Here is an 18,619-nt window from a genome sequence, read left to right as displayed (position 1 = left end):
TTGTCGGTCCCCGATTCTGATATGTTAATCTCCATATCGGAAGCGCTCGAAACACCTGTTGACACGTTACTTGGAGAAACTGTTATTGAAACGGAGGTTGATAACATAAAAGCCATTTCTGAAAAGCTGGCCGTGATAAATTGGCAACTGGCACAGAGAAAAAATACGAGAAGAAAATTTATTCATTGGCTTCTTATTTCATTATCCGCCATCATAATAGTGGTTTTTGCAGCCTTAGTAATATTCAATAGTCCTTATCTGGATTGGAATTATAGTAACCCTGAAACCGCTGTTCTTGGAGTGGCATTTCACTCATTTGAATGGTTGTTTGTCAGAGTAGCACCAATTATCTTTATTATTACGATCATTGGAGTTTTCTTAACACGGAAGAAAGAATGACATCAGGTTCTGATTGCATTATGGTATGAAATAAGGAGGAACTAAACAGTTCCTCCCAAACCGCCCTTATTTATGATATGGTTCCCCGTTCATGATCCTGTAGCTCCGGTACACCTGCTCTAACAGGATCACCCGCATCAGCTGATGGGGAAAGGTCATCTTTGAAAAACTTAAGCTGTAGTCTGACCGCTTCAGCACTTCCCGTCCAAGTCCAATGGATCCGCCGATCACAAAAGCGATGCTGCTATGTCCCTGAATCCCCAGTTTCTCTGTCTTGTCTGCCAGTTCCTCTGAGGAAAGCATCTTTCCAGCGATCTCCAGCGTGATTACATACATATCGTCTTTGAGATATTTTAAGATCCGTTCGCCTTCCTTATCCCGGATCTGCTCTTCCACTGTTTCGCTGGCCTGATCCGGAGTTTTTTCATCCGCCACCTCAACCATCTCCAGCTTACAGTAACGACTCAGCCGTTTGCTGTACTCATGGATCGCGTCTCTTAGATATTTTTCTTTGATTTTTCCTACTGTGACCAGTGTGATCTTCATCTGTTCCTCCTACTCCCTTATCCGCCGATATAATGATCCATAAGAAGCATGGTCATAAACCCCAGGATCAATGCATAGGTTGCCTGGCGCTCATACCCATGGCTGTGTGTCTCCGGGATCATCTCATCGCTGACCACATAGACCATCGTACCGCCCGCAAAGGCAAGCGCAAACGGAAGAATGGCCGTTGCGATACTGACTGCGCCAAATCCGATCATGGTGCCTATGACTTCAATGATGCCTGTAAAACTGGCAATGAAGAAAACTCTGAGCTTTGGAACACCTGCTAGGATCAAAGGCGATACGATCACCATACCTTCCGGAATATTCTGGAGGGCGATTCCGACGGCTACTGTGATGGCATTTCCGATATTTTCATTTCCAAAGCCAACGCCTGCCGCAATTCCCTCCGGCAGATTGTGGATGGCAATCGCCAGGACGAACAACATGACTTTGTTGATATGACTCTGTTTTCCCGTATGTGCCTCCTGATCCATTCCCGTCAGATGATGCAGATGCGGGGTCAGGTAGTCTGCAAGATTCAGAAAAACGGCTCCTGCCAGGATCCCTGCCAGTGTCACCCAGATATTGCCTTCTTCCAGAGAAGGGATGATCAGACCGATGACTGCAGCCGCAAACATGATACCGGCCGCAAAACCAAGGATCACATCATTGAATTCATGAGGAATTTTTTGAAATAAGAATCCGATCAGGACTCCGATAATAGTTGCGCCGCCTACACCAAGCGCCGTTACGAATGCCAGTTCCATAAACAGGTTCTCCTTCTGTCCACTATTATTAATACAGCAAGAAAGGCTGCAGCCGTTTTCTGAGTTGAAGCCCGAATATCGAAGCAAGTACTGCCTTCAGTACCGCCGTGGGAAGAAACGGAAGCACGCAGGCCGTCAGAGCTGCCCAGACAGTGCTGTCCATCGTCACCACAAAAAACAGGACTCCGGCCACATAATTGAACGCGGTTCCCAGAAGTAAAAAGATAAGAAAGGCGCCTTTCTTCTTCCATTCCACACCCAGTCCGATCAGGTAGGCCATAACAGGAAAAGACACCAGGAATCCGCCTGTAGGTCCAACAAGGCACTGCACCCCGCCTGTAAAAGCAGAGAATACCGGAACCCCGGCGGTGCCGATCAACAGGTAGATCACCATGGAGACGGCGCCTTTTCTGGATCCGAGTAAAATCCCGCAAAGCGTAACGGCAAAGGTCTGCATGGTCATAGGGACTCCCATGGGCATGGGGATCGCAATCTGTGCCAGCACTGCTGTTACGGCAGCCATAATGGCAATATAGCAGACGTCTGTTACTGATAATCTGGATTCACGTCTCATTTCCTGCTTCCTTTCCAATGTATGATTCTAGTTACATATATACAACAAAACAGGGACGTATTCCTTTTGCATCATACTTTTGCTTCCTGTTAAAAAGAATACGTCCCTGTTCATGGTCAGTTCATCTTATATCTTATCTGACCGTAACAATTTCATGCTTTATTTTGCAGATAACAGTTCGTGGATTCCCTTTGCACCTGCTTTTCCTGCGCCCATGGCCAGGATTACTGTAGCAGCTCCTGTTACCGCGTCTCCGCCGGCAAATACGCATGCCTTGGAAGTCTGACCGTTCTCTTCTTCTGCCACGATACATTTTCTGCGGTTGGTCTCCAGTCCTTTTGTGGTGGAAGCGATCAGCGGATTCGGGGAAGTTCCAAGAGACATGATCACGGTGTCAACCTCGATCTCATACTCAGATCCCGGAATCTCTACCGGACGTCTTCTGCCGGATGCATCCGGTTCGCCAAGTTCCATCTTGATCACCTTCATGCCTTTTACCCAGCCGTTCTCATCTACCAGGATCTCCTTCGGATTCCGAAGCAGATCAAAGATCACGCCTTCTTCTTTAGCATGGTGTACTTCTTCTACTCTGGCGGGGAGTTCAGCCTCACTTCTGCGGTATACAATATGTACCTCTGCGCCAAGACGAAGTGCAGTTCTTGCAGCATCCATGGCAACATTTCCGCCGCCTACTACGGCAACTTTTTTGCCGGCTGCGATCGGTGTATCATAGGAATCATCAAAAGCCTTCATCAGATTGCTTCTGGTCAGGTACTCATTCGCAGAGAACACGCCGTTGGCAGTTTCTCCCGGGATTCCCATAAACATAGGAAGTCCGGCTCCTGAGCCAATGAAAACAGCCTCAAAATCTTCCTCTTCCATCAGCTGATCGATGGTCGTGGATTTTCCGATTACTACATTGGTCTCAAATTTAACGCCAAGTTCTTTTACCTTTTCAATCTCTTTCTTTACAACCTTCTCTTTGGGAAGACGGAATTCCGGAATACCATATACCAGTACGCCGCCCAGTTCGTGAAGAGCCTCAAATACAGTAACTTCATATCCGAGCTTTGCAAGATCGCCGGCACAGGTAAGTCCGGACGGACCGGAACCGATCACCGCAACCTTGTGTCCGTTGGTCTTCTCGGCTTTCTGCGGTTTGATATCATGCTCCAGCGCATAGTCGGCAACAAATCTTTCCAGCTTACCGATAGATACCGGCTCTCCTTTGATACCGCGGATACATTTGCATTCGCACTGGGATTCCTGGGGACACACACGTCCGCAGATAGCCGGAAGTGCAGAGGATTCGCTGATCACATGATAAGCGCCTTCGATATCGCCATCCTTGATCTTTGCGATAAATCCGGGAATATTGATCGATACCGGACATCCCTGGATACATTTGGCATTTTTACAGTTCAGGCAGCGGGAAGCCTCTTCCATGGCTTCTTCCTGATTATATCCGTAACATACTTCTTCAAAGTTTGTTGCTCTTACCTTTGCGTCCTGTTCTCTTACAGGAACTCTTTTCAACATATCAGCCATTAGTTGTCACCTCCGCAATGGCCACATCCGCCGTGATGGGTGTCGCCTTCCTGTAATTTCAGCATTGCACGGCCCTCCTGGGTCTTGTACATCTGCTGTCTCTTCATCGCCTCGTCAAAATTGACCAGATGACCGTCAAATTCCGGACCGTCTACGCAGGCAAACTTGATCTCATCTCCCACATGGAGTCTGCAGGCTCCGCACATGCCGGTTCCGTCTACCATGATCGGATTCATGCTGACGATCGTAGGGATCTCCAGTTTTTTAGTCAGAAGACAGACAAACTTCATCATGATCATAGGACCAATGGCAACACAGACATCATACCGGTTGCCCTGTGCATGCAGTTCTTCGATCATGGAAGTAACCATTCCCGCATGTCCGTATGTACCGTCGTCTGTGCAGGGATAATAATTGCCGGCTACAGCCTTCATTTCATCTTCCAGAAGCAGCATATCCTTGGTCTTGGAACCGATGATTACATCTACGTCGATTCCATGTTCATGCATCCACTTTACCTGTGGATAAACCGGCGCCGCGCCGACACCGCCGCCGACAAACAGAATTTTTTTCTTTTTCAGTGTCTCAAGATCTTCTTCCACCAGTTCGGAAGGACATCCAAGAGGACCTGTAAAATCACGGAAGGAATCTCCGGCTTTTAATTCAGCCATCTTATGCGTAGAGGCTCCCACAGTCTGAAATACGATCGTGATCGTTCCGGCTTCTCTGTCATAGTCGCAGATGGTCAGAGGAATACGCTCCCCTTTTTCGTCCATCTTCACAATGACAAACTGACCGGGCATACAGTGCTTTGCCACGCGAGGAGCTTCAACATCCATAAGATAGATCATATCAGCCAGTTTTTCGGCTTTTAATATCTTGTACATCTCATTTCCTCCTAAATCTAGTTTATACTTCTTTCATAATAAAATATCTGGCAAAAAATATCAAGTCACTTTATTGGGATACCCGTTCGTAATTCCGGGTGGTGATCCCGCTGGATCGTCCTTCACTGTTTACCAGGATCGCTTTAAAAATCGTAGTCCCCTCCGGCATGTCAATGGGGCCGGTGTATTTGGCAGAAGCAGTGGTGGGATCGGACTCATCCATGGTATAGTAGGCGTCATATCCTTCCGGCACCTTGATCTCAATCTGTCTGGCTTCCTCATACTGACCGGTTGAAGGAGACACAGCAGGAGCGTCTACAATAGGGAATTCCACTACATAATTTCTTCTGGCCGGGAGACTTGGGATTCCTCTTTCATCCACGGCTATGGCTGTGATGACGGTACTACCCTCACGAATCTGTATGGGGTCCGTATATTTTTCAGAGGATGTGGTGGGATCGGATTCATCCGTAGTGTAGTAGATCGTTGTCCCGTCCTCGGAAGTAAGCGTCAGTTCCTGTACATCCTCAAAGGTCTCTTCATCATCCAGACTGAATTTGGGCCTGGAAATAATATAATCGCTTAAAGATTTTCTTGCAGTATCCCCTGCGTCTTCCAAAAGCAGCGGGATCTGCTCCGGCTGTTTAGTATCCATATAGAACTGGATGCATGCCTCATAAAGGTCGGCGTTGTCCCGTTGATCTTCAAGAGCGGTCAGAAATACCGCTTCAGCCGCATCCGGATCATCCTCGCCCAGATAGACCTGGGAAAGGCCGGTATACGCCTCCGGTTTTTCATGGTTTTTTGTAACTGCACGGTCAAAAAGATCCAGCGCTTCCTGATAATCTCCCGCTGAAAGCGCCCGGTTTCCTTTGCGGACAATTCCGGTATAAGAATTGGCGTACAGGAAATAAATAATTGCAAGGATCAGAAAAAGAAGGATCCCCATAATCGTCAGAAGCCTTCGCCTTTTCCTTCGCAGCGCCGCTTTTTTTCTGGCGGCTCTCTGGCGGCGGCGTTTTCTTTCTTCCTCCGGAGATAAAGCTCTGGTACTTCGACGGGCCGTATTCTGGACGGAGTTTTCTCTGGGATCCGTATCTTTTTTGGGATTTCCGTCTTCATCAAAAGATACTTTGATCTGTGCAGTCAGCATATCCTCTAAAGGGTTATAATCTGGAACGATCTGTACTTCTACTCCGCAAAACTCACAATATAGTTTTCCATCCGGTATTTCGTGACCGCAATTTCTACATTTCATACTGCGAAATCCTCCCGAATATCTATTTTCATCAGATTTTTCTTTTGGAAACAACTTTTATAGAGATTCTTCAATATATTGTTCAAATTCTGCCGATGTCATCAGGATCTTCCTTGGCTTGGTGCCTTCCTCCGGCCCCACTACGCCGGCTTCCGCCAGCTGATCCATGATCCTTGCCGCCCGGTTGAACCCGATCTTAAAAGCTCTTTGCAGCATCCCGATGGATGCCTTTTCCTTTTCAATGATCAGGCGGCCTGCATCAATAAAATGAACATCTCTTTCGTTTTCTTCCGAAACCGCGGCCCCGGAGGAACTATTCCCGAGTGCGGCGGTATTTACATGGTTGACGATTTCTTCATCATAACTGGTGCTTTCATTTCGGTCTTTCAAATATTCGACCACATCCTGCACCTCTTTGTCACTGACAAATGAGCCCTGTACCCGGGCAGGTTTCTGATAACCAGAGGGATAAAAGAGCATGTCTCCTTTACCAAGAAGCTTTTCTGCCCCGTTCATATCAATGATCGTCCTTGAATCCACGCCCGAGGAAACGGCAAAAGCGATCCTGGAAGGCATATTGGCTTTGATCAGTCCCGTGATGACGTTGACGGAAGGCCTCTGTGTTGCCAGAACAAGATGGATGCCGGCTGCCCGGGCAAGCTGTGCCAGGCGGCAGATGGCCTCTTCCACGTCTCCGGGCGCCACCATCATAAGATCCGCCAGCTCGTCGACAATGATCACGATCTGCGGCATCAGGGAAGGAGCGGTTCCGTCCCCGTTGTCAGGCAGCGTACGGATTTTTTCATTATATCCTTTCATGTCACGGACGTGATAATCTGCAAAGGCCTGGTATCTTCTTGTCATTTCTGCCACTGCCCAGTTCAGAGCGCCCGCCGCTTTTTTCGGATCGGTCACGACCGGAATCATCAGATGCGGGATTCCGTTATATACGCTAAGTTCTACCACCTTGGGGTCGATCATGATCAGCTTCACCTCCTGGGGAGTTGCTTTGTACAAAATACTCATGATCAGCGTATTGATGCAGACGGATTTACCGGAACCGGTGGCTCCGGCAATAAGAACATGCGGCATCTTTGCAATATCTGCCACTACGACTTTACCGCCAATATCCTTTCCTACAGCAAAAGACACTCTGGAAACACTGTTTTTAAATTCAGAAGATTCCAACAGATCACGGAGCATGACCGGAGAATTCTCTTTATTGGGCACTTCAATACCAACCGCCGCTTTCCCGGGGATCGGCGCTTCAATCCGGATGTCAGCAGCTGCAAGATTTAATTTGATGTCATCTGCCAGACCTACGATCTTGCTGACTTTTACACCCATTTCCGGCTGCAGTTCATACCGGGTGACAGAGGGGCCGCAGCTTACATTGGTAACGGTCACCTGAACGCCGAAATTTTGAAGCGTCTGCTGAAGTTTTCTGGCGGTTTCCCTTAAGGAAGCATCCGATTCACCGCTGTGGGAGCCGCCTTTTTTTAAGAGAGAGATGGGCGGATACCGGTAAGCTTTTGCCGCAGATTTTCTGGGCTCGGCTGCCGCCCGGGTAACAGCCAGGGTCTCGTTTTCGATTTCCCGCGCAGTCAGTTTCTTTTTCTTTCCTCCCGGTTCCTCAACAGCAGGAGCATCCTCTGTACGCGCTTCTGTTCCTTTTGACGGGGTCTCTTCTGCTATTTCCTCCGTTTTCACAAGGTTGTCGTCCAGACCTCTGTATATGGGGAAGTCCTGCGTCTTTTTCTCTTCGCTGCCGGGAGTCAGTTCCCGTACTTCCGGTGATTTTTTAGAAAGCGTAGTGTCAAAAGACACGCCTTCTACATAATGGTCCCTGCGGTTTTTTCTGCGGTTCTGTGTCTTTGCAGCGGATTGCGGTATCTTCATAGACTGGGTGCGTTCTTTGAGCCTTACCGCGTCTTGTCTGGCTTTGTCGTATGCTTTTCCGCCTTTGGCTCTCACGCCATTAAGTACGGATTTCCCGGTGATGATCACAATACAGATGATCATCAGGATAAGGATCACAACGTATGTACCTGCCACGCCGATGGCAGGAGTCAGAATATCCGCAAGGAGGCTTCCGAGAAATCCTCCCTTTTGATGGATCAGCTGCAGGAACGTACATACAAGAACCAACAGCACCACCCATGCAGCTGCTTTTACATGCGCCTGATGGTTTTCTTTGTTTGATATGAGAAATGTAACTCCGCCAAACAATAAAAACGGAATCACATATGCGGCGATTCCAAATATCAGAAACAGGATGTCGGAAAATCCCTCCCCTATGAATCCTCCGAATCCAAAAAGACTGACTAACATCAGAATGCTGATGGCTAACGTCAGCCAGATTATGATCTCATCTTTTAAAAAGGTCTGTTTCTGTTTGGATGTCTGTCTGCTTCTTCTCTTTTTAGATTTAGAAGCCATGGATCAGTTCCCCCTTACAATTGGCAATACTATATATTAGTATATCATTTTTGAAAAGGCATGTCATTACATATTTTTACACTTTTTCTGATGCTCTTTCTCTATCATTTCGTGCAGTTTATGCAAAGCATTGCTAAGGCCGCCGACTTCGTCGATCAATCCTTCCCTGACAGCCTCCGGTCCTTCCAGCATGGTTCCTACATCTTTTACAAGCTCTTTGGGATTAAGCATCAGTTCTTCGATGCGTTTCTGAGTCATCCGGGAATGTTCGGATAAAAAACGTGTGATACGGTCCTGTGTGCGGATCATGTTCCGCAGGCTTTGAGCGACTCCGATAAACATTCCACTGGACCGGACCGGGTGAATGATCATGGTGCCGCTTGGCACGATGAATGAATACTTTGCAGATACTGCCAGCGGGCCGCCAATGGAATGGCTGCCGCCAAGGACCAGAGAAACCGTCGGTTTACTTAAGGAAGCGATCATTTCAGCAATCGAAAGCCCTGCTTCAATATCGCCGCCCAGGGTGTTCAACAGAATTAAAAGTCCGTCGATCTGGTCACTGTCTTCAATTTCCGCAAGCATTGGCAAAAGATGTTCGTATTTTGTGGCCTTGGTATTGCCGGATACGGTCTCATGGCCTTCGATCTCGCCGATAATGGTTAGCAGACGGATCCTGTGGCGCCCGGTTTCGCTGCCAAGGTCCAGGCTCCCGGTTTCCCGGATCTGCTCGTCTGTTTCGTTTTTTTCCACAAAAACACCTCCATACTTTTTTCTTAGTATGGAGGTGTTTGGATGATTTTATACCTCTTCCAATGCCTGTTTCAGATCTTCGATGATATCTTCGATGTTTTCGATCCCTACGCTGAAACGGATCAGATCCGGACGTACGCCGGCTTCCATAAGCTCCTGGTCGTTCATCTGACGGTGCGTGTGACTTGCCGGATGCAGGACACAGCTTCTGGCATCCGCCACATGTGTTACGATCGCGATCATCTTTAAGCTGTCCATCATGCGGACAGCAGCTTCTCTTCCGCCTTTGAGTCCAAAAGTAATGACTCCGCAGGTACCGTCCGGCATATATTTCTGTGCCAGCTCATAATATTTATCTCCCGGAAGCGACGGGCACTCGACCCAGGCTACCTTTTCGTGGTTCTTCAGATATTCGGCAGCTTTTCTGGCATTCTGACAATGGCGTTCCATCCGCAGATGAAGGGTTTCCAGACCGAGGTTAAGCAAAAATGCGTTCTGGGGAGACTGGATGGATCCAAGATCCCGCATCAGCTGAGCGGTTGCCTTGGTGATGTAGGCGCCTTTGCCAAATTTCCGGGTATAAACGATTCCGTGATAGGTCTCGTCCGGAGTCGTAAGTCCCGGGAACTTATCTGCGTATGCTTCCCAGTCAAAATTGCCGCTGTCTACGATTGCTCCGCCTACACAGGTGGCGTGGCCGTCCATGTATTTGGTCGTGGAATGTGTTACAATGTCTGCACCCCACTCAAAAGGACGACAGTTGATCGGAGTGGCAAAGGTATTATCAATGATCAGCGGCACTCCGTGGCTGTGAGCTGCTTTTGCAAACTTTTCAATGTCCAGTACGACAAGAGCCGGATTGGCGATGGTTTCACCAAAAACAGCTTTGGTGTTATCCTGAAATGCCGCGTTTAATTCTTCTTCGCTGCAGTCCGGATCCACAAACGTAGCGTCAATTCCCATTTTTTTAATCGTGTGAGCGTACAGGTTGTAGGTGCCGCCATACAGTGCGGACGCGCATACAATATGATCTCCTGCAGCCGCAATATTCATAATGGCATAAAAACTTGCCGCCTGTCCGGAAGAAGTAAGCATGGCCGCGCAGCCGCCTTCCAGATCACAGATTTTTGCCGCCACGGCGTCATTGGTGGGGTTCTGAAGACGAGTATAAAAGTAGCCGGATTCTTCCAGATCAAACAGTCTGCCCATCTGCTCGCTGGAACTATATTTGAAAGTAGTGCTCTGATAGATCGGCAGAACTCTCGGTTCCCCGTTTTCCGGCTGATATCCGCTCTGTACACATTTGGTTTCTCTTCTGTAGTTGCTCATAGACAATGTCCTCCTTCATGCTTGATGTCTGAAATCAATCCTCTGATCTTCCAAAAGAAAACCAGCTTTTTTTAAAACCAGCTGCAATCTTTTCGTAGGTAGATAAGCGGATCTCCATTTTCGTAACCTTTGCCGCGTTCCATTCACTGACCATTTTTTCTGCCAGTTTTTCACATTCCGGATCTCTGGGATATAAAAAAAGCGGAACAACATATGCCACCATGGCCAGGTTAAAATTCAAAGAAAATTTTTCCTGATCTCTTCTGGACAGCTTCTGCATCTTCTGAAGCGCATAATCCGGGATCACGCTGGCAAGCGCGTCCGCTTTTTCTGCCCCTTCCCGGGCGCACTGATCCGATATTTTTCCCAGGAGCTCACGGTATTGTTCAAATGCCTGCAAAAACGCAGGGCTGTATGTTTTTTTCTTAAATAGCGGGATTTTGTGGAGCATGTCGTCAAACATCAGCTCCAGATCCTGACGGAATTCCTCCATGGAATCTTATTCCTCCCAGTTGTGATATACATTCTGAACGTCATCGTCATCGTCCAGCATGTCCAGCGTTTTTTGAATAGACGCAATATCCTTTTCATCCGTAAGCGCTACATAAGTCTGCGGGATCATGGTCACTTCTGCGGACGCCATAGGAAGTCCGGCTTCCTCAAGAGCCATGCGTACGCTGCTGAAATCGTCCGGAGAAGTCAGGATCTCAAAGCTGTCCTCTTCTTCTGCGAAATCTTCCGCTCCTGCGTCCAGAGCCTGCATCATCAGCTCATCCGCATCTCCTTCATATTCTTCTTTGTCAATAATGATCTGTCCTTTTTTGTCAAACATAAAGGAAACACAGCCGGGAGTTCCTACATTGCCGCCGCCTTTGGTAAATGCGTTTTTTACGTTGGAGGCGGTACGGTTTTTATTGTCAGTCAGCGTCTCCACAATGATGGCCGTGCCGTTGGGGCCATATCCCTCGTATGTAATATATTCATAATTTGCTGCGTTCGCATCGCTGTCTGCCCGCTTGATGTTTCTTTCAATGGTATCGTTAGGCATGTTGTTTGCTTTTGCTTTGGCGATCACATCTCGAAGTCTGCTGTTATTGGCAGGATCTGCGCTTCCGCCTTCTTTTACAGCAACTGCCAGTTCTTTTCCAAGCTTTGTAAAGATCTTTCCTTTTGCAGCATCGTTCTTTTCTTTTTTGTGCTTAATGTTTGCAAATTTTGAATGTCCTGACATTTCTCATATTCCTCTCTTCATATCATATCTTTTCACACTTTGTATATTCTATCACTCTTTTTGTTGTTTTTCAATCTTAACTCTTTGTATGATATTATTCTCCACAGAAAGGATGGTAAAAATATAGCCTTTATATTCTACCACACAGACTTCGCCCTCTTCCGGAATCCGGTCCAGCTGATCGATCAGAAATCCGTTGAGTGTTTCGTATTCATCATCTTCAAATGTCAGGGAAAGCAGGTCCTCGAGATCCTCCAGACTGCTCATCCCGTCCGCAAGATAACTGTCGTCCGCCTGCTTTGCGATCATCGGCTCTTCTTCATCATACTCATCCAGAATATTTCCAACGATCTCCTCCAGGATATCTTCCATGGCGACAAGCCCGGACGTCTGCCCGTATTCATCCAGGACGATCACAATATGGATCTTTTCTGCCTGCATTTTTTTAAATAACGTGTCAATACTTTTGGTTTCCGGAACAAACACTACCGGTCTTATGTATTCGGTCAGCTCTCTGACAGGGACTTTTCTCAAACTTTCGTCCAGATAACAGGTCATTGCCTCCCGCAAGTGAAGAAAACCTGTGATCTCGTCGATGTCTTCGTGACAGATTGGAAATCTGGAATAATTCTCCCCCAGCATAAAAAATAAAGCGTCCTCCAGAGTCTCTTCGTCATCAATCGCTACAATGTTCTTTCGATGAGTCATGATATCCTTTGCGTCTTTATCCATATACCGGAAGATGTTTCGGATCAGGACCGCCGCTTCTTTTTGCATGCCGTCGTCCAGTTTTTCATCTTCTGCCTGAAAAATATTCTTCATTCGCTGAAATAAACTGCCCTCTTCCATAGTCTGTTTTTTACTCCTTTGACTCCTTTGTTATGTATGAAGCTCCAGGCTGATCATTAAAGCTTCATCTATTTTTTTCATGATTTCCTGATCCAGATGGCAGACCATATCCTTCAGTCTCTGTTTGTCGATGGTCCGCACCTGCTCCAGGAGGACCACAGAGTTTTTGACAATGTGATACCTACCCGCATCCAGTTCTACATGGGTGGGGAGCTTGCTTTTATTCATCCTTGATGTGATCGCGGCACAGATAATCGTAGGGCTGTGCCTGTTGCCGATGTTATTCTGGATCACCAGAACAGGACGGATGCCGCCCTGTTCGGATCCCACGACCGGACTTAAATCCGCATAATAAATATCACCACGTCTGACCTGCACTTTATTCACACTCCGATTCTATTAAGATAGTAGTGAGTATTCCCATCTTTTATCGGAAGTATTCCAGGATCTGACAGACGCAGGCGCAAGATTTAAAACCAGTCGATCTGTTCTGTTACTTTTCCGTGCCGGATAAACTCTCTGGGGATGCGTTTCCCAAGATCACAGACAAATTCATAATTGAACCTTCCGGAAAGCTCGCTTAGAGTCTCTACCGGAAGCGACTCCTCGCCATCCCGGCCGATCAGCACCACCTGATCCCCGTAATCAGCTCCTTCAATATCGGTTACATCCACCATCATCTGATCCATGCACACTCTGCCTCTGATGGGCGCTTTCTGTCCGCGGATCAGCACATATCCTTTGTTGGACAGGCTGCGGGGATATCCGTCCCCGTAGCCGATAGGGATCGTGGCAAGTCTGGTGGGACGGTCTGTGACATAAGTACCTCCGTAGCTGACCGGAGTTCCGGCCTCCACCCATTTTACATGAGCCACATGACTGATGAGTGTAAGGGCGGGTTTTAAGGGCACATTTTCCTTATGGACTTCTTCAGAAGGATAGAGCCCATAAGTGGAAATGCCAGACCGCACAAGATCCAGATTGGCCTCAGGAACGTCAATGATCCCTGCGCTGTTGGAACAGTGATAATAAGGGAATGTTACGCCTTTTTCTTCCAGCTGGTCTTTGATCCAGAGATACCGGGACAGCTGTTGTTCCGTAAATGTTTTGTCTGTTTCGTCTGCTTTGGCGAAATGAGTAAAGAGCCCTTCCATTTTGATCCGGGGCATCTGACTCATCCGCAGGATGTTTTCTACGCTGGAATCATTGACCGGAAGACCGATTCTTGACATGCCTGTGTCTATCTTGACATGGATGTATACGTCCTTATCCATGCGGCAGGCCAGGTCAGACACTGTTTTGGTAACTTCTTCCCGGTACAGGGTCATGCGGATCTCGTGTTCGATCATTGCGCCCCATTGATCCGGGAATACCGTCCCAAGTACCAGGATCGGCTTTGTGATCTCTTTTTTACGAAGAGCCATTGCTTCATCCAGTGTTGCTACAGCAAAGCCCCAGATATACTCTTTTTCTTCCAGGAGTTTTGCAATCGGCACGGCGCCGTGTCCGTAACCGTCTGCTTTCAGGACTGCCATGATCTTTGTGCTGTCTTTGATATTTTTTTTCATCATTTCCATGTTGTATTCAATTGCGTCCAGATCGATCCTGGCACAGACTCTTGTGTATTTGTTCATAACCATTCCTTCCTTTCCTGTGGTTTTTCCCCGCTGATTTCCATGAATGCGAAACTGATATACTCCAGCAGATCTCTTGCCAGAACACTGTAAACGCCTTTTGCTTCTCTGGCCAGATCTCCGGACCTTCCGTGGAGATATACGCCAAGACAGGCGGCGTTCCCAGGTGTCTGATGCTGAGCCATAAGCCCTGCGATGATGCCGGCAAGCACATCTCCTGCTCCTGCTTTTGCCATGGCGCAATTACCGCTCCTGTTGAAAAACAGCCCCTGATCAGGGACGCCGGTCAGTGTCCGCGCATCTTTCAGAACGCAGACCACTGCATGCTCTTTTACGAACGATTTTAAAAGAGAGATCCGGTGTTCCTTTAAGTCTTCCACCGTTGTATTAAGCAGCCTGGACATTTCCTTCATGTGAGGAGTCAGCACTGCGGTTTTTCCGGATAGACAGCGAAAAGACTCCGGATGTGCGGATAACAGATTCAGCCCGTCTGCATCAATCACAAAAGGCCCTTTTCCGGATTCCAGCGTGGTCCTTAGAAGTTCCAGAGAAGTCATAGAGGTTCCAAGCCCGGACCCGATACAGACTGTATCTGCCCATTGTAACAGCTCCGTCAGATCCTGCCGGTCAAATTCGCGATAAGTACAAAGGATCGCCTCCGGCACTGCGGATTGAAGGATCTGCCGGTTTTCTTCGGCTGTATAGATCTTGATCAGACCGGCGCCGCTTAAATACGCGGCCATGGCATTCAGATACGCGGCCCCGGACATTCCCCTGCTTCCTGCAATGACCAGAAGTTTCCCAAAATCCCCTTTGTTGGCATCTTCCGGACGGGCAGGCAGCATTTTCTGATAGTCGCAAAGATCCGGGAGGAAAATCCCGTCCGCACACAGCTGACTGGTGGAGATCCCGATATCTGTTACAAATATCTTGCCTGTATAAGAACGGCCGGGAGAAAGGAAGAGCCCGGTTTTCCTTTTCTGAAATGTTATGGTAATGTCCGCCAAAAAAGCAATCCCCATTACCATACCGGTATCTGCGGATATCCCGGAAGGAATATCGATGGCAACCTTCAGGCCGGAAGATTCGTTCATCTGGCGGAGAACTTCCCGGCAATCCCCCTGAATCTCCCGGTTCAGCCCCACGCCGAAGACGGCGTCAATGACGGTGCTGTAATTACCCGGAACATACCCATCTCTGACCGGGATCCCGGTCTGATCAAGAGCCGCCATCTGAAATTCGGTTTCCCGGGTGCAATGCTTTCGATTTCCCACCATGCAGACCGTTGGGGAATATCCTTTTTCAGCCAGCAGTCTCGCAATGGCGAAACCGTCTCCGCCGTTATTTCCGGATCCGCAGACAATACAGGGCGCATCCAGAGAAATACGCTCTTCTTCCATAACCTGTATACAGGACTGTGCCGCCCGTTCCATCAGTTCCAGCGCGGTCACATCTGTATGTTCGATCGTAAAACGATCCGCCTGCTGCATTTGTGTTCCGGTTAAGAGATAATCCATCGCCGCGTTCCCTCCTGTTGATTGTATATGCTTTACCGGCTTTGTTTGTTCCGCTTCCGCAACAGACAGAGAATCCGGACTTTGTCCCCGGTCTCTGTTCATGATTAACGGATACAAATAAGAGCGTGTAAAAGCGGACCATAAAAATATGGCGGCTGTTACACGCTTCTTTTTTGACTATTTGTGTTCTTCTTTATATCTGCTGATGTTATAAGATAACTGCATCAGGCTTTCGGACAGATGTACATTCTCTACAATGACATTGTCCGGCAGATTCAAGTCTGTATGTGCGAAATTCCAGATCGCGCGTACGCCGTTGTCTACCAGGAGGTTGGCTACCTCAATCGCTTTTTCTTTCGGGATCGTAAGAACTCCGATCTCCACTTCGTTATTCTGGATAAAGGACTTCAGTTCGTCCATCATGCGTACCGGGACTCCACGGATCGACACGCCTTCGAGCCTGGGATTCACATCAAAGATTCCCTTCAGGATAAATCCCCGCTTTTCAAAAGCAGTATAATTCGCAAGAGCCTGTCCCAGATTTCCTGCTCCGATGATGATGATATTGTGATCTTCCTCCAGGCCCAGGATCTTTCCAATCTCGGTATACAGATACTTTACATTATAGCCATATCCCTGTTGACCAAAGCCGCCGAAATTGTTAAGATCCTGCCGGATCTGGGATGCGGTCACCTTCATGCGCTTGCTAAGATCGCCGGATGATATGCGCTCTACTCCGTTTTCCAAAAGTTCTCCCAAATATCTATAATATCTTGGCAGCCGTCTGATCACTGCCCGAGAAATCCCTCTGTCTTCCACTTGCCTTCACCTTCCATGTTGTTTAATCTCACAAATTATTATATAGAATTGTATTTGCAAAGTCAAACTTTTAGTTGTATTTTGTCTTTTTTTCGTTATAATGGAAACGGATATAATAAGGAGGAAATTATGATATTAGCATGTCATAAAATCAATAAATCATTCGGGGATCACGTCATAGTAAAGGACGGCTCATTCCACATGGAAGATCATGAAAAGGCCGCCCTGATCGGTCCTAATGGCGCCGGAAAATCAACGCTTCTGAAAATGATCGTGGGGGAACTTCCTTCCGACGGCGGCGAAGTGATCCTGACAAAAGGAAAAACTTTAGGATACCTGGCGCAGCACCAGGAAATGCAGAGTGGAAATACCATATACGAAGAAGTAAAGCTTGCCAAAGCAGATATTATTGCAATGGAACAAAAGATCCGCAGCATCGAACAAACGCTGGATACTCTCACGGGCGAAGCGCTTTCTTCCACACTGGAAGCTTATAACCGCCTTACTTCCGAGTTTGAAAGACAAAACGGATATGCCTGTGAAAGTGAGATTGCAGGTGTTCTGAAAGGACTCGGTTTTGCAGAAGAGGAATTTGGAAAAACGGTAGATACCCTGTCCGGCGGTCAGAAAACCCGTGTTTCCCTGGGGAAACTGCTTCTTACGAACCCGGATATCCTGCTTCTGGACGAGCCTACCAACCATCTGGATCTTTCTTCTATCGCCTGGCTGGAAACTTATCTTCTGAATTATCACGGCGCGGTCCTGATCGTTTCTCATGACCGTTATTTTCTGAACCGCGTAGTCACAAAGGTGATCGAGATCGAGCAGGGAACTCTTGCCACCTATCTTGGTAATTACAGTGATTACGCTGTGAAAAAGCAACAGATGCGGGAAGCGAGATTAAAAGAATATCTGAATCAGCAGCAGGAAATCCGTCATCAGGAGGCTGTTATCGAAAAGCTTCGTTCCTTTAACCGGGAAAAATCGATTCGTCGGGCGGAAAGCCGGGTGAAAATGCTGGACAAGATAGAAAGGGTTGAAAAACCGGCAGAGACAGATCTTAAGATGCACTTAAGCCTGGAACCTGCGGTAGTCAGCGGAAATGATGTTCTTTCTGTAGAGCACCTAAGTAAGTCTTTTCCTGAACAGACACTTTTTACAGATGTCAGTTTTCAGATCCACCGTGGGGAGCATGTGGCTGTTATCGGCGACAATGGCACCGGAAAAACGACGCTTCTTAAGATTATAAATCAGGTGCTTCCTGCAGACAGCGGATCCTTTTCCCTTGGCGCTAATGTGCATATCGGGTATTACGATCAGGAACACCATGTTCTGCATATGGAAAAAACGATTTTTGAAGAGATTTCAGATGACTACCCCTCGCTTACGAATACCAGGATCCGGAATGTGCTGGCCGCTTTTTTGTTTACCGGCGACGATGTGTTTAAACGGATCGGGGATCTAAGCGGCGGAGAAAGAGGACGGGTATCTCTGGCAAAGCTGATGCTTTCGGAAGCAAATTTCCTGATCCTGGACGAACCGACCAATCATCTGGATATTGTCTCAAAAGAGATCCTGGAAAACGCGCTTCGGGATTATACCGGAACGGTTCTTTATGTTTCTCACGACCGTTATTTTATTAATCAGACAGCTACCAGAATCCTGGAACTGAAAGGGCAGACTTTTGTAAATTATATCGGCAATTATGATTATTATCTGGAAAAGAAAGAAGAACTGGCTAAAGCGTACGGAATTGGTCAGCCGGATCTTTCTGCCTCCTCTGCATCCGAAGAACCGTCGGCCTCAAAGCTTGACTGGAAGGAACAAAAAGAAGCACAGGCAAAGGAAAGGAAACGCCTGAACGACCTGAAAAAAACAGAGGAACGGATCACAGCTCTGGAAGACAGGGACGCCGCTATTGATGAACAGATGACGCAGGAAGAAGTTTTTACTAATTCTGTCCGATGCCAGGAACTGGCGATGGAAAAAGCAAAGATTGCAGAAGAACTGGAAATGCTTTATGAAAAGTGGGAGGAGCTGGCTCAGTAGCCGGCTCCTCCTTTTGT

The 18,619-nt window shown here is 47.6% G+C and carries 18 protein-coding genes; 2 read left to right on the top strand and 16 right to left on the bottom strand.

The features are described 5' to 3' along the window. Positions 1-399: an XRE family transcriptional regulator gene (locus tag ABGT54_RS07330; RefSeq protein ID WP_346663492.1), complete on the top strand. Its 399-nt coding sequence runs from the start codon at positions 1-3 to the stop codon at positions 397-399. Between the two features lie 66 nt (positions 400-465). On the opposite strand, the gene rlmH is transcribed toward ABGT54_RS07330, so the two are convergent. The 16 genes from rlmH to ABGT54_RS07250 form a co-directional block, all read right to left on the bottom strand. Next, positions 466-945 (bottom strand): 23S rRNA (pseudouridine(1915)-N(3))-methyltransferase RlmH, encoded by a 480-nt coding sequence (rlmH, locus tag ABGT54_RS07325; RefSeq protein ID WP_346663491.1) that lies wholly within the window; start codon positions 943-945, stop codon positions 466-468. A 17-nt stretch (positions 946-962) separates the two neighbouring features. Beyond that, the gene (locus ABGT54_RS07320) at positions 963-1,715 is read right to left on the bottom strand and encodes a ZIP family metal transporter (protein WP_346663490.1); all 753 of its coding nucleotides are present in this window, start codon (positions 1,713-1,715) and stop codon (positions 963-965) included. Positions 1,716-1,743: 28 nt separating this feature from the next. Beyond that, entirely contained in the window at positions 1,744-2,289 is a 546-nt protein-coding gene (locus tag ABGT54_RS07315) for a biotin transporter BioY (protein WP_204908936.1), read from the bottom strand. A gap of 159 nt (positions 2,290-2,448) precedes the next feature. Beyond that, positions 2,449-3,837, bottom strand: coding sequence for an NADPH-dependent glutamate synthase (gene gltA, locus ABGT54_RS07310; protein WP_346663489.1), 1,389 nt, complete (start codon positions 3,835-3,837; stop codon positions 2,449-2,451). Beyond that, positions 3,837-4,724 carry a sulfide/dihydroorotate dehydrogenase-like FAD/NAD-binding protein gene (locus tag ABGT54_RS07305; RefSeq protein WP_346663488.1) on the bottom strand — a complete coding sequence of 296 codons (888 nt, stop codon included), beginning with the start codon at positions 4,722-4,724 and terminating at the stop codon, positions 3,837-3,839. Before ABGT54_RS07305 ends, gltA begins: the two co-directional genes overlap by 1 nt. Positions 4,725-4,794: 70 nt before the next feature. Beyond that, the gene (locus tag ABGT54_RS07300; RefSeq protein WP_346663487.1) at positions 4,795-5,982 is read right to left on the bottom strand and encodes a chitobiase/beta-hexosaminidase C-terminal domain-containing protein; all 1,188 of its coding nucleotides are present in this window, start codon (positions 5,980-5,982) and stop codon (positions 4,795-4,797) included. 57 nt (positions 5,983-6,039) lie between these two features. Beyond that, positions 6,040-8,421 carry a DNA translocase FtsK 4TM domain-containing protein gene (locus ABGT54_RS07295; RefSeq protein ID WP_346663486.1) on the bottom strand — a complete coding sequence of 794 codons (2,382 nt, stop codon included), beginning with the start codon at positions 8,419-8,421 and terminating at the stop codon, positions 6,040-6,042. A gap of 66 nt (positions 8,422-8,487) precedes the next feature. After that, positions 8,488-9,174 carry an ATP-dependent Clp protease proteolytic subunit gene (locus ABGT54_RS07290; protein ID WP_346663485.1) on the bottom strand — a complete coding sequence of 229 codons (687 nt, stop codon included), beginning with the start codon at positions 9,172-9,174 and terminating at the stop codon, positions 8,488-8,490. Between the two features lie 48 nt (positions 9,175-9,222). Further along, complete coding sequence (locus tag ABGT54_RS07285) at positions 9,223-10,503, bottom strand: O-acetylhomoserine aminocarboxypropyltransferase/cysteine synthase family protein (protein ID WP_346663484.1); 1,281 nt, start codon at positions 10,501-10,503, stop codon at positions 9,223-9,225. Positions 10,504-10,537: 34 nt separating this feature from the next. Continuing rightward, positions 10,538-10,996: a hypothetical protein gene (locus tag ABGT54_RS07280; protein ID WP_346663483.1), complete on the bottom strand. Its 459-nt coding sequence runs from the start codon at positions 10,994-10,996 to the stop codon at positions 10,538-10,540. A gap of 6 nt (positions 10,997-11,002) precedes the next feature. Further along, positions 11,003-11,734, bottom strand: a complete 732-nt coding sequence (locus ABGT54_RS07275) for a YebC/PmpR family DNA-binding transcriptional regulator (RefSeq protein WP_346663482.1) — start codon at positions 11,732-11,734, stop codon at positions 11,003-11,005. Between the two features lie 51 nt (positions 11,735-11,785). Next, positions 11,786-12,583, bottom strand: coding sequence for a hemolysin family protein (locus tag ABGT54_RS07270; protein WP_346663481.1), 798 nt, complete (start codon positions 12,581-12,583; stop codon positions 11,786-11,788). Positions 12,584-12,613: 30 nt separating this feature from the next. Next, positions 12,614-12,961 (bottom strand): type II toxin-antitoxin system PemK/MazF family toxin, encoded by a 348-nt coding sequence (locus ABGT54_RS07265; RefSeq protein WP_346663480.1) that lies wholly within the window; start codon positions 12,959-12,961, stop codon positions 12,614-12,616. A gap of 92 nt (positions 12,962-13,053) precedes the next feature. Beyond that, positions 13,054-14,217 (bottom strand): alanine racemase, encoded by a 1,164-nt coding sequence (gene alr, locus ABGT54_RS07260; protein WP_346663479.1) that lies wholly within the window; start codon positions 14,215-14,217, stop codon positions 13,054-13,056. Further along, positions 14,214-15,734: an NAD(P)H-hydrate dehydratase gene (locus ABGT54_RS07255; RefSeq protein WP_346663478.1), complete on the bottom strand. Its 1,521-nt coding sequence runs from the start codon at positions 15,732-15,734 to the stop codon at positions 14,214-14,216. The genes alr and ABGT54_RS07255 overlap by 4 nt, the downstream gene beginning before the upstream one ends. Positions 15,735-15,911: 177 nt before the next feature. After that, complete coding sequence (locus ABGT54_RS07250; RefSeq protein ID WP_346663477.1) at positions 15,912-16,553, bottom strand: redox-sensing transcriptional repressor Rex; 642 nt, start codon at positions 16,551-16,553, stop codon at positions 15,912-15,914. A gap of 129 nt (positions 16,554-16,682) precedes the next feature. On the opposite strand from ABGT54_RS07250, the gene ABGT54_RS07245 reads away from it, so the two are divergent. Continuing rightward, positions 16,683-18,602, top strand: a complete 1,920-nt coding sequence (locus tag ABGT54_RS07245; protein ID WP_346663476.1) for an ABC-F family ATP-binding cassette domain-containing protein — start codon at positions 16,683-16,685, stop codon at positions 18,600-18,602. Positions 18,603-18,619 lie beyond the last annotated feature (17 nt).

It is taken from the genome of uncultured Merdimonas sp., assembly GCF_963929015.1.
In the GTDB taxonomy this organism is placed as follows: Bacteria; Bacillota; Clostridia; order Lachnospirales; family Lachnospiraceae; genus Merdimonas.
Note: the sequence above shows the minus strand (reverse complement) of the source record. Positions and strands in the feature narration are given on the sequence as shown.

Coding starts and splice junctions, on each gene's coding strand:
- ABGT54_RS07315 (WP_204908936.1), bottom strand. CDS start 2,289: ATGAGACGTGAATCCAGATTATCAGTAACAGACGTCTGCTATATTGCC.
- ABGT54_RS07285 (WP_346663484.1), bottom strand. CDS start 10,503: ATGAGCAACTACAGAAGAGAAACCAAATGTGTACAGAGCGGATATCAG.
- ABGT54_RS07255 (WP_346663478.1), bottom strand. CDS start 15,734: ATGGATTATCTCTTAACCGGAACACAAATGCAGCAGGCGGATCGTTTT.
- rlmH (WP_346663491.1), bottom strand. CDS start 945: ATGAAGATCACACTGGTCACAGTAGGAAAAATCAAAGAAAAATATCTA.
- ABGT54_RS07305 (WP_346663488.1), bottom strand. CDS start 4,724: ATGTACAAGATATTAAAAGCCGAAAAACTGGCTGATATGATCTATCTT.
- ABGT54_RS07270 (WP_346663481.1), bottom strand. CDS start 12,583: ATGGAAGAGGGCAGTTTATTTCAGCGAATGAAGAATATTTTTCAGGCA.
- gltA (WP_346663489.1), bottom strand. CDS start 3,837: ATGGCTGATATGTTGAAAAGAGTTCCTGTAAGAGAACAGGACGCAAAG.
- ABGT54_RS07280 (WP_346663483.1), bottom strand. CDS start 10,996: ATGGAGGAATTCCGTCAGGATCTGGAGCTGATGTTTGACGACATGCTC.
- alr (WP_346663479.1), bottom strand. CDS start 14,217: ATGAACAAATACACAAGAGTCTGTGCCAGGATCGATCTGGACGCAATT.
- ABGT54_RS07275 (WP_346663482.1), bottom strand. CDS start 11,734: ATGTCAGGACATTCAAAATTTGCAAACATTAAGCACAAAAAAGAAAAG.
- ABGT54_RS07300 (WP_346663487.1), bottom strand. CDS start 5,982: ATGAAATGTAGAAATTGCGGTCACGAAATACCGGATGGAAAACTATAT.
- ABGT54_RS07245 (WP_346663476.1), top strand. CDS start 16,683: ATGATATTAGCATGTCATAAAATCAATAAATCATTCGGGGATCACGTC.
- ABGT54_RS07320 (WP_346663490.1), bottom strand. CDS start 1,715: ATGGAACTGGCATTCGTAACGGCGCTTGGTGTAGGCGGCGCAACTATT.
- ABGT54_RS07295 (WP_346663486.1), bottom strand. CDS start 8,421: ATGGCTTCTAAATCTAAAAAGAGAAGAAGCAGACAGACATCCAAACAG.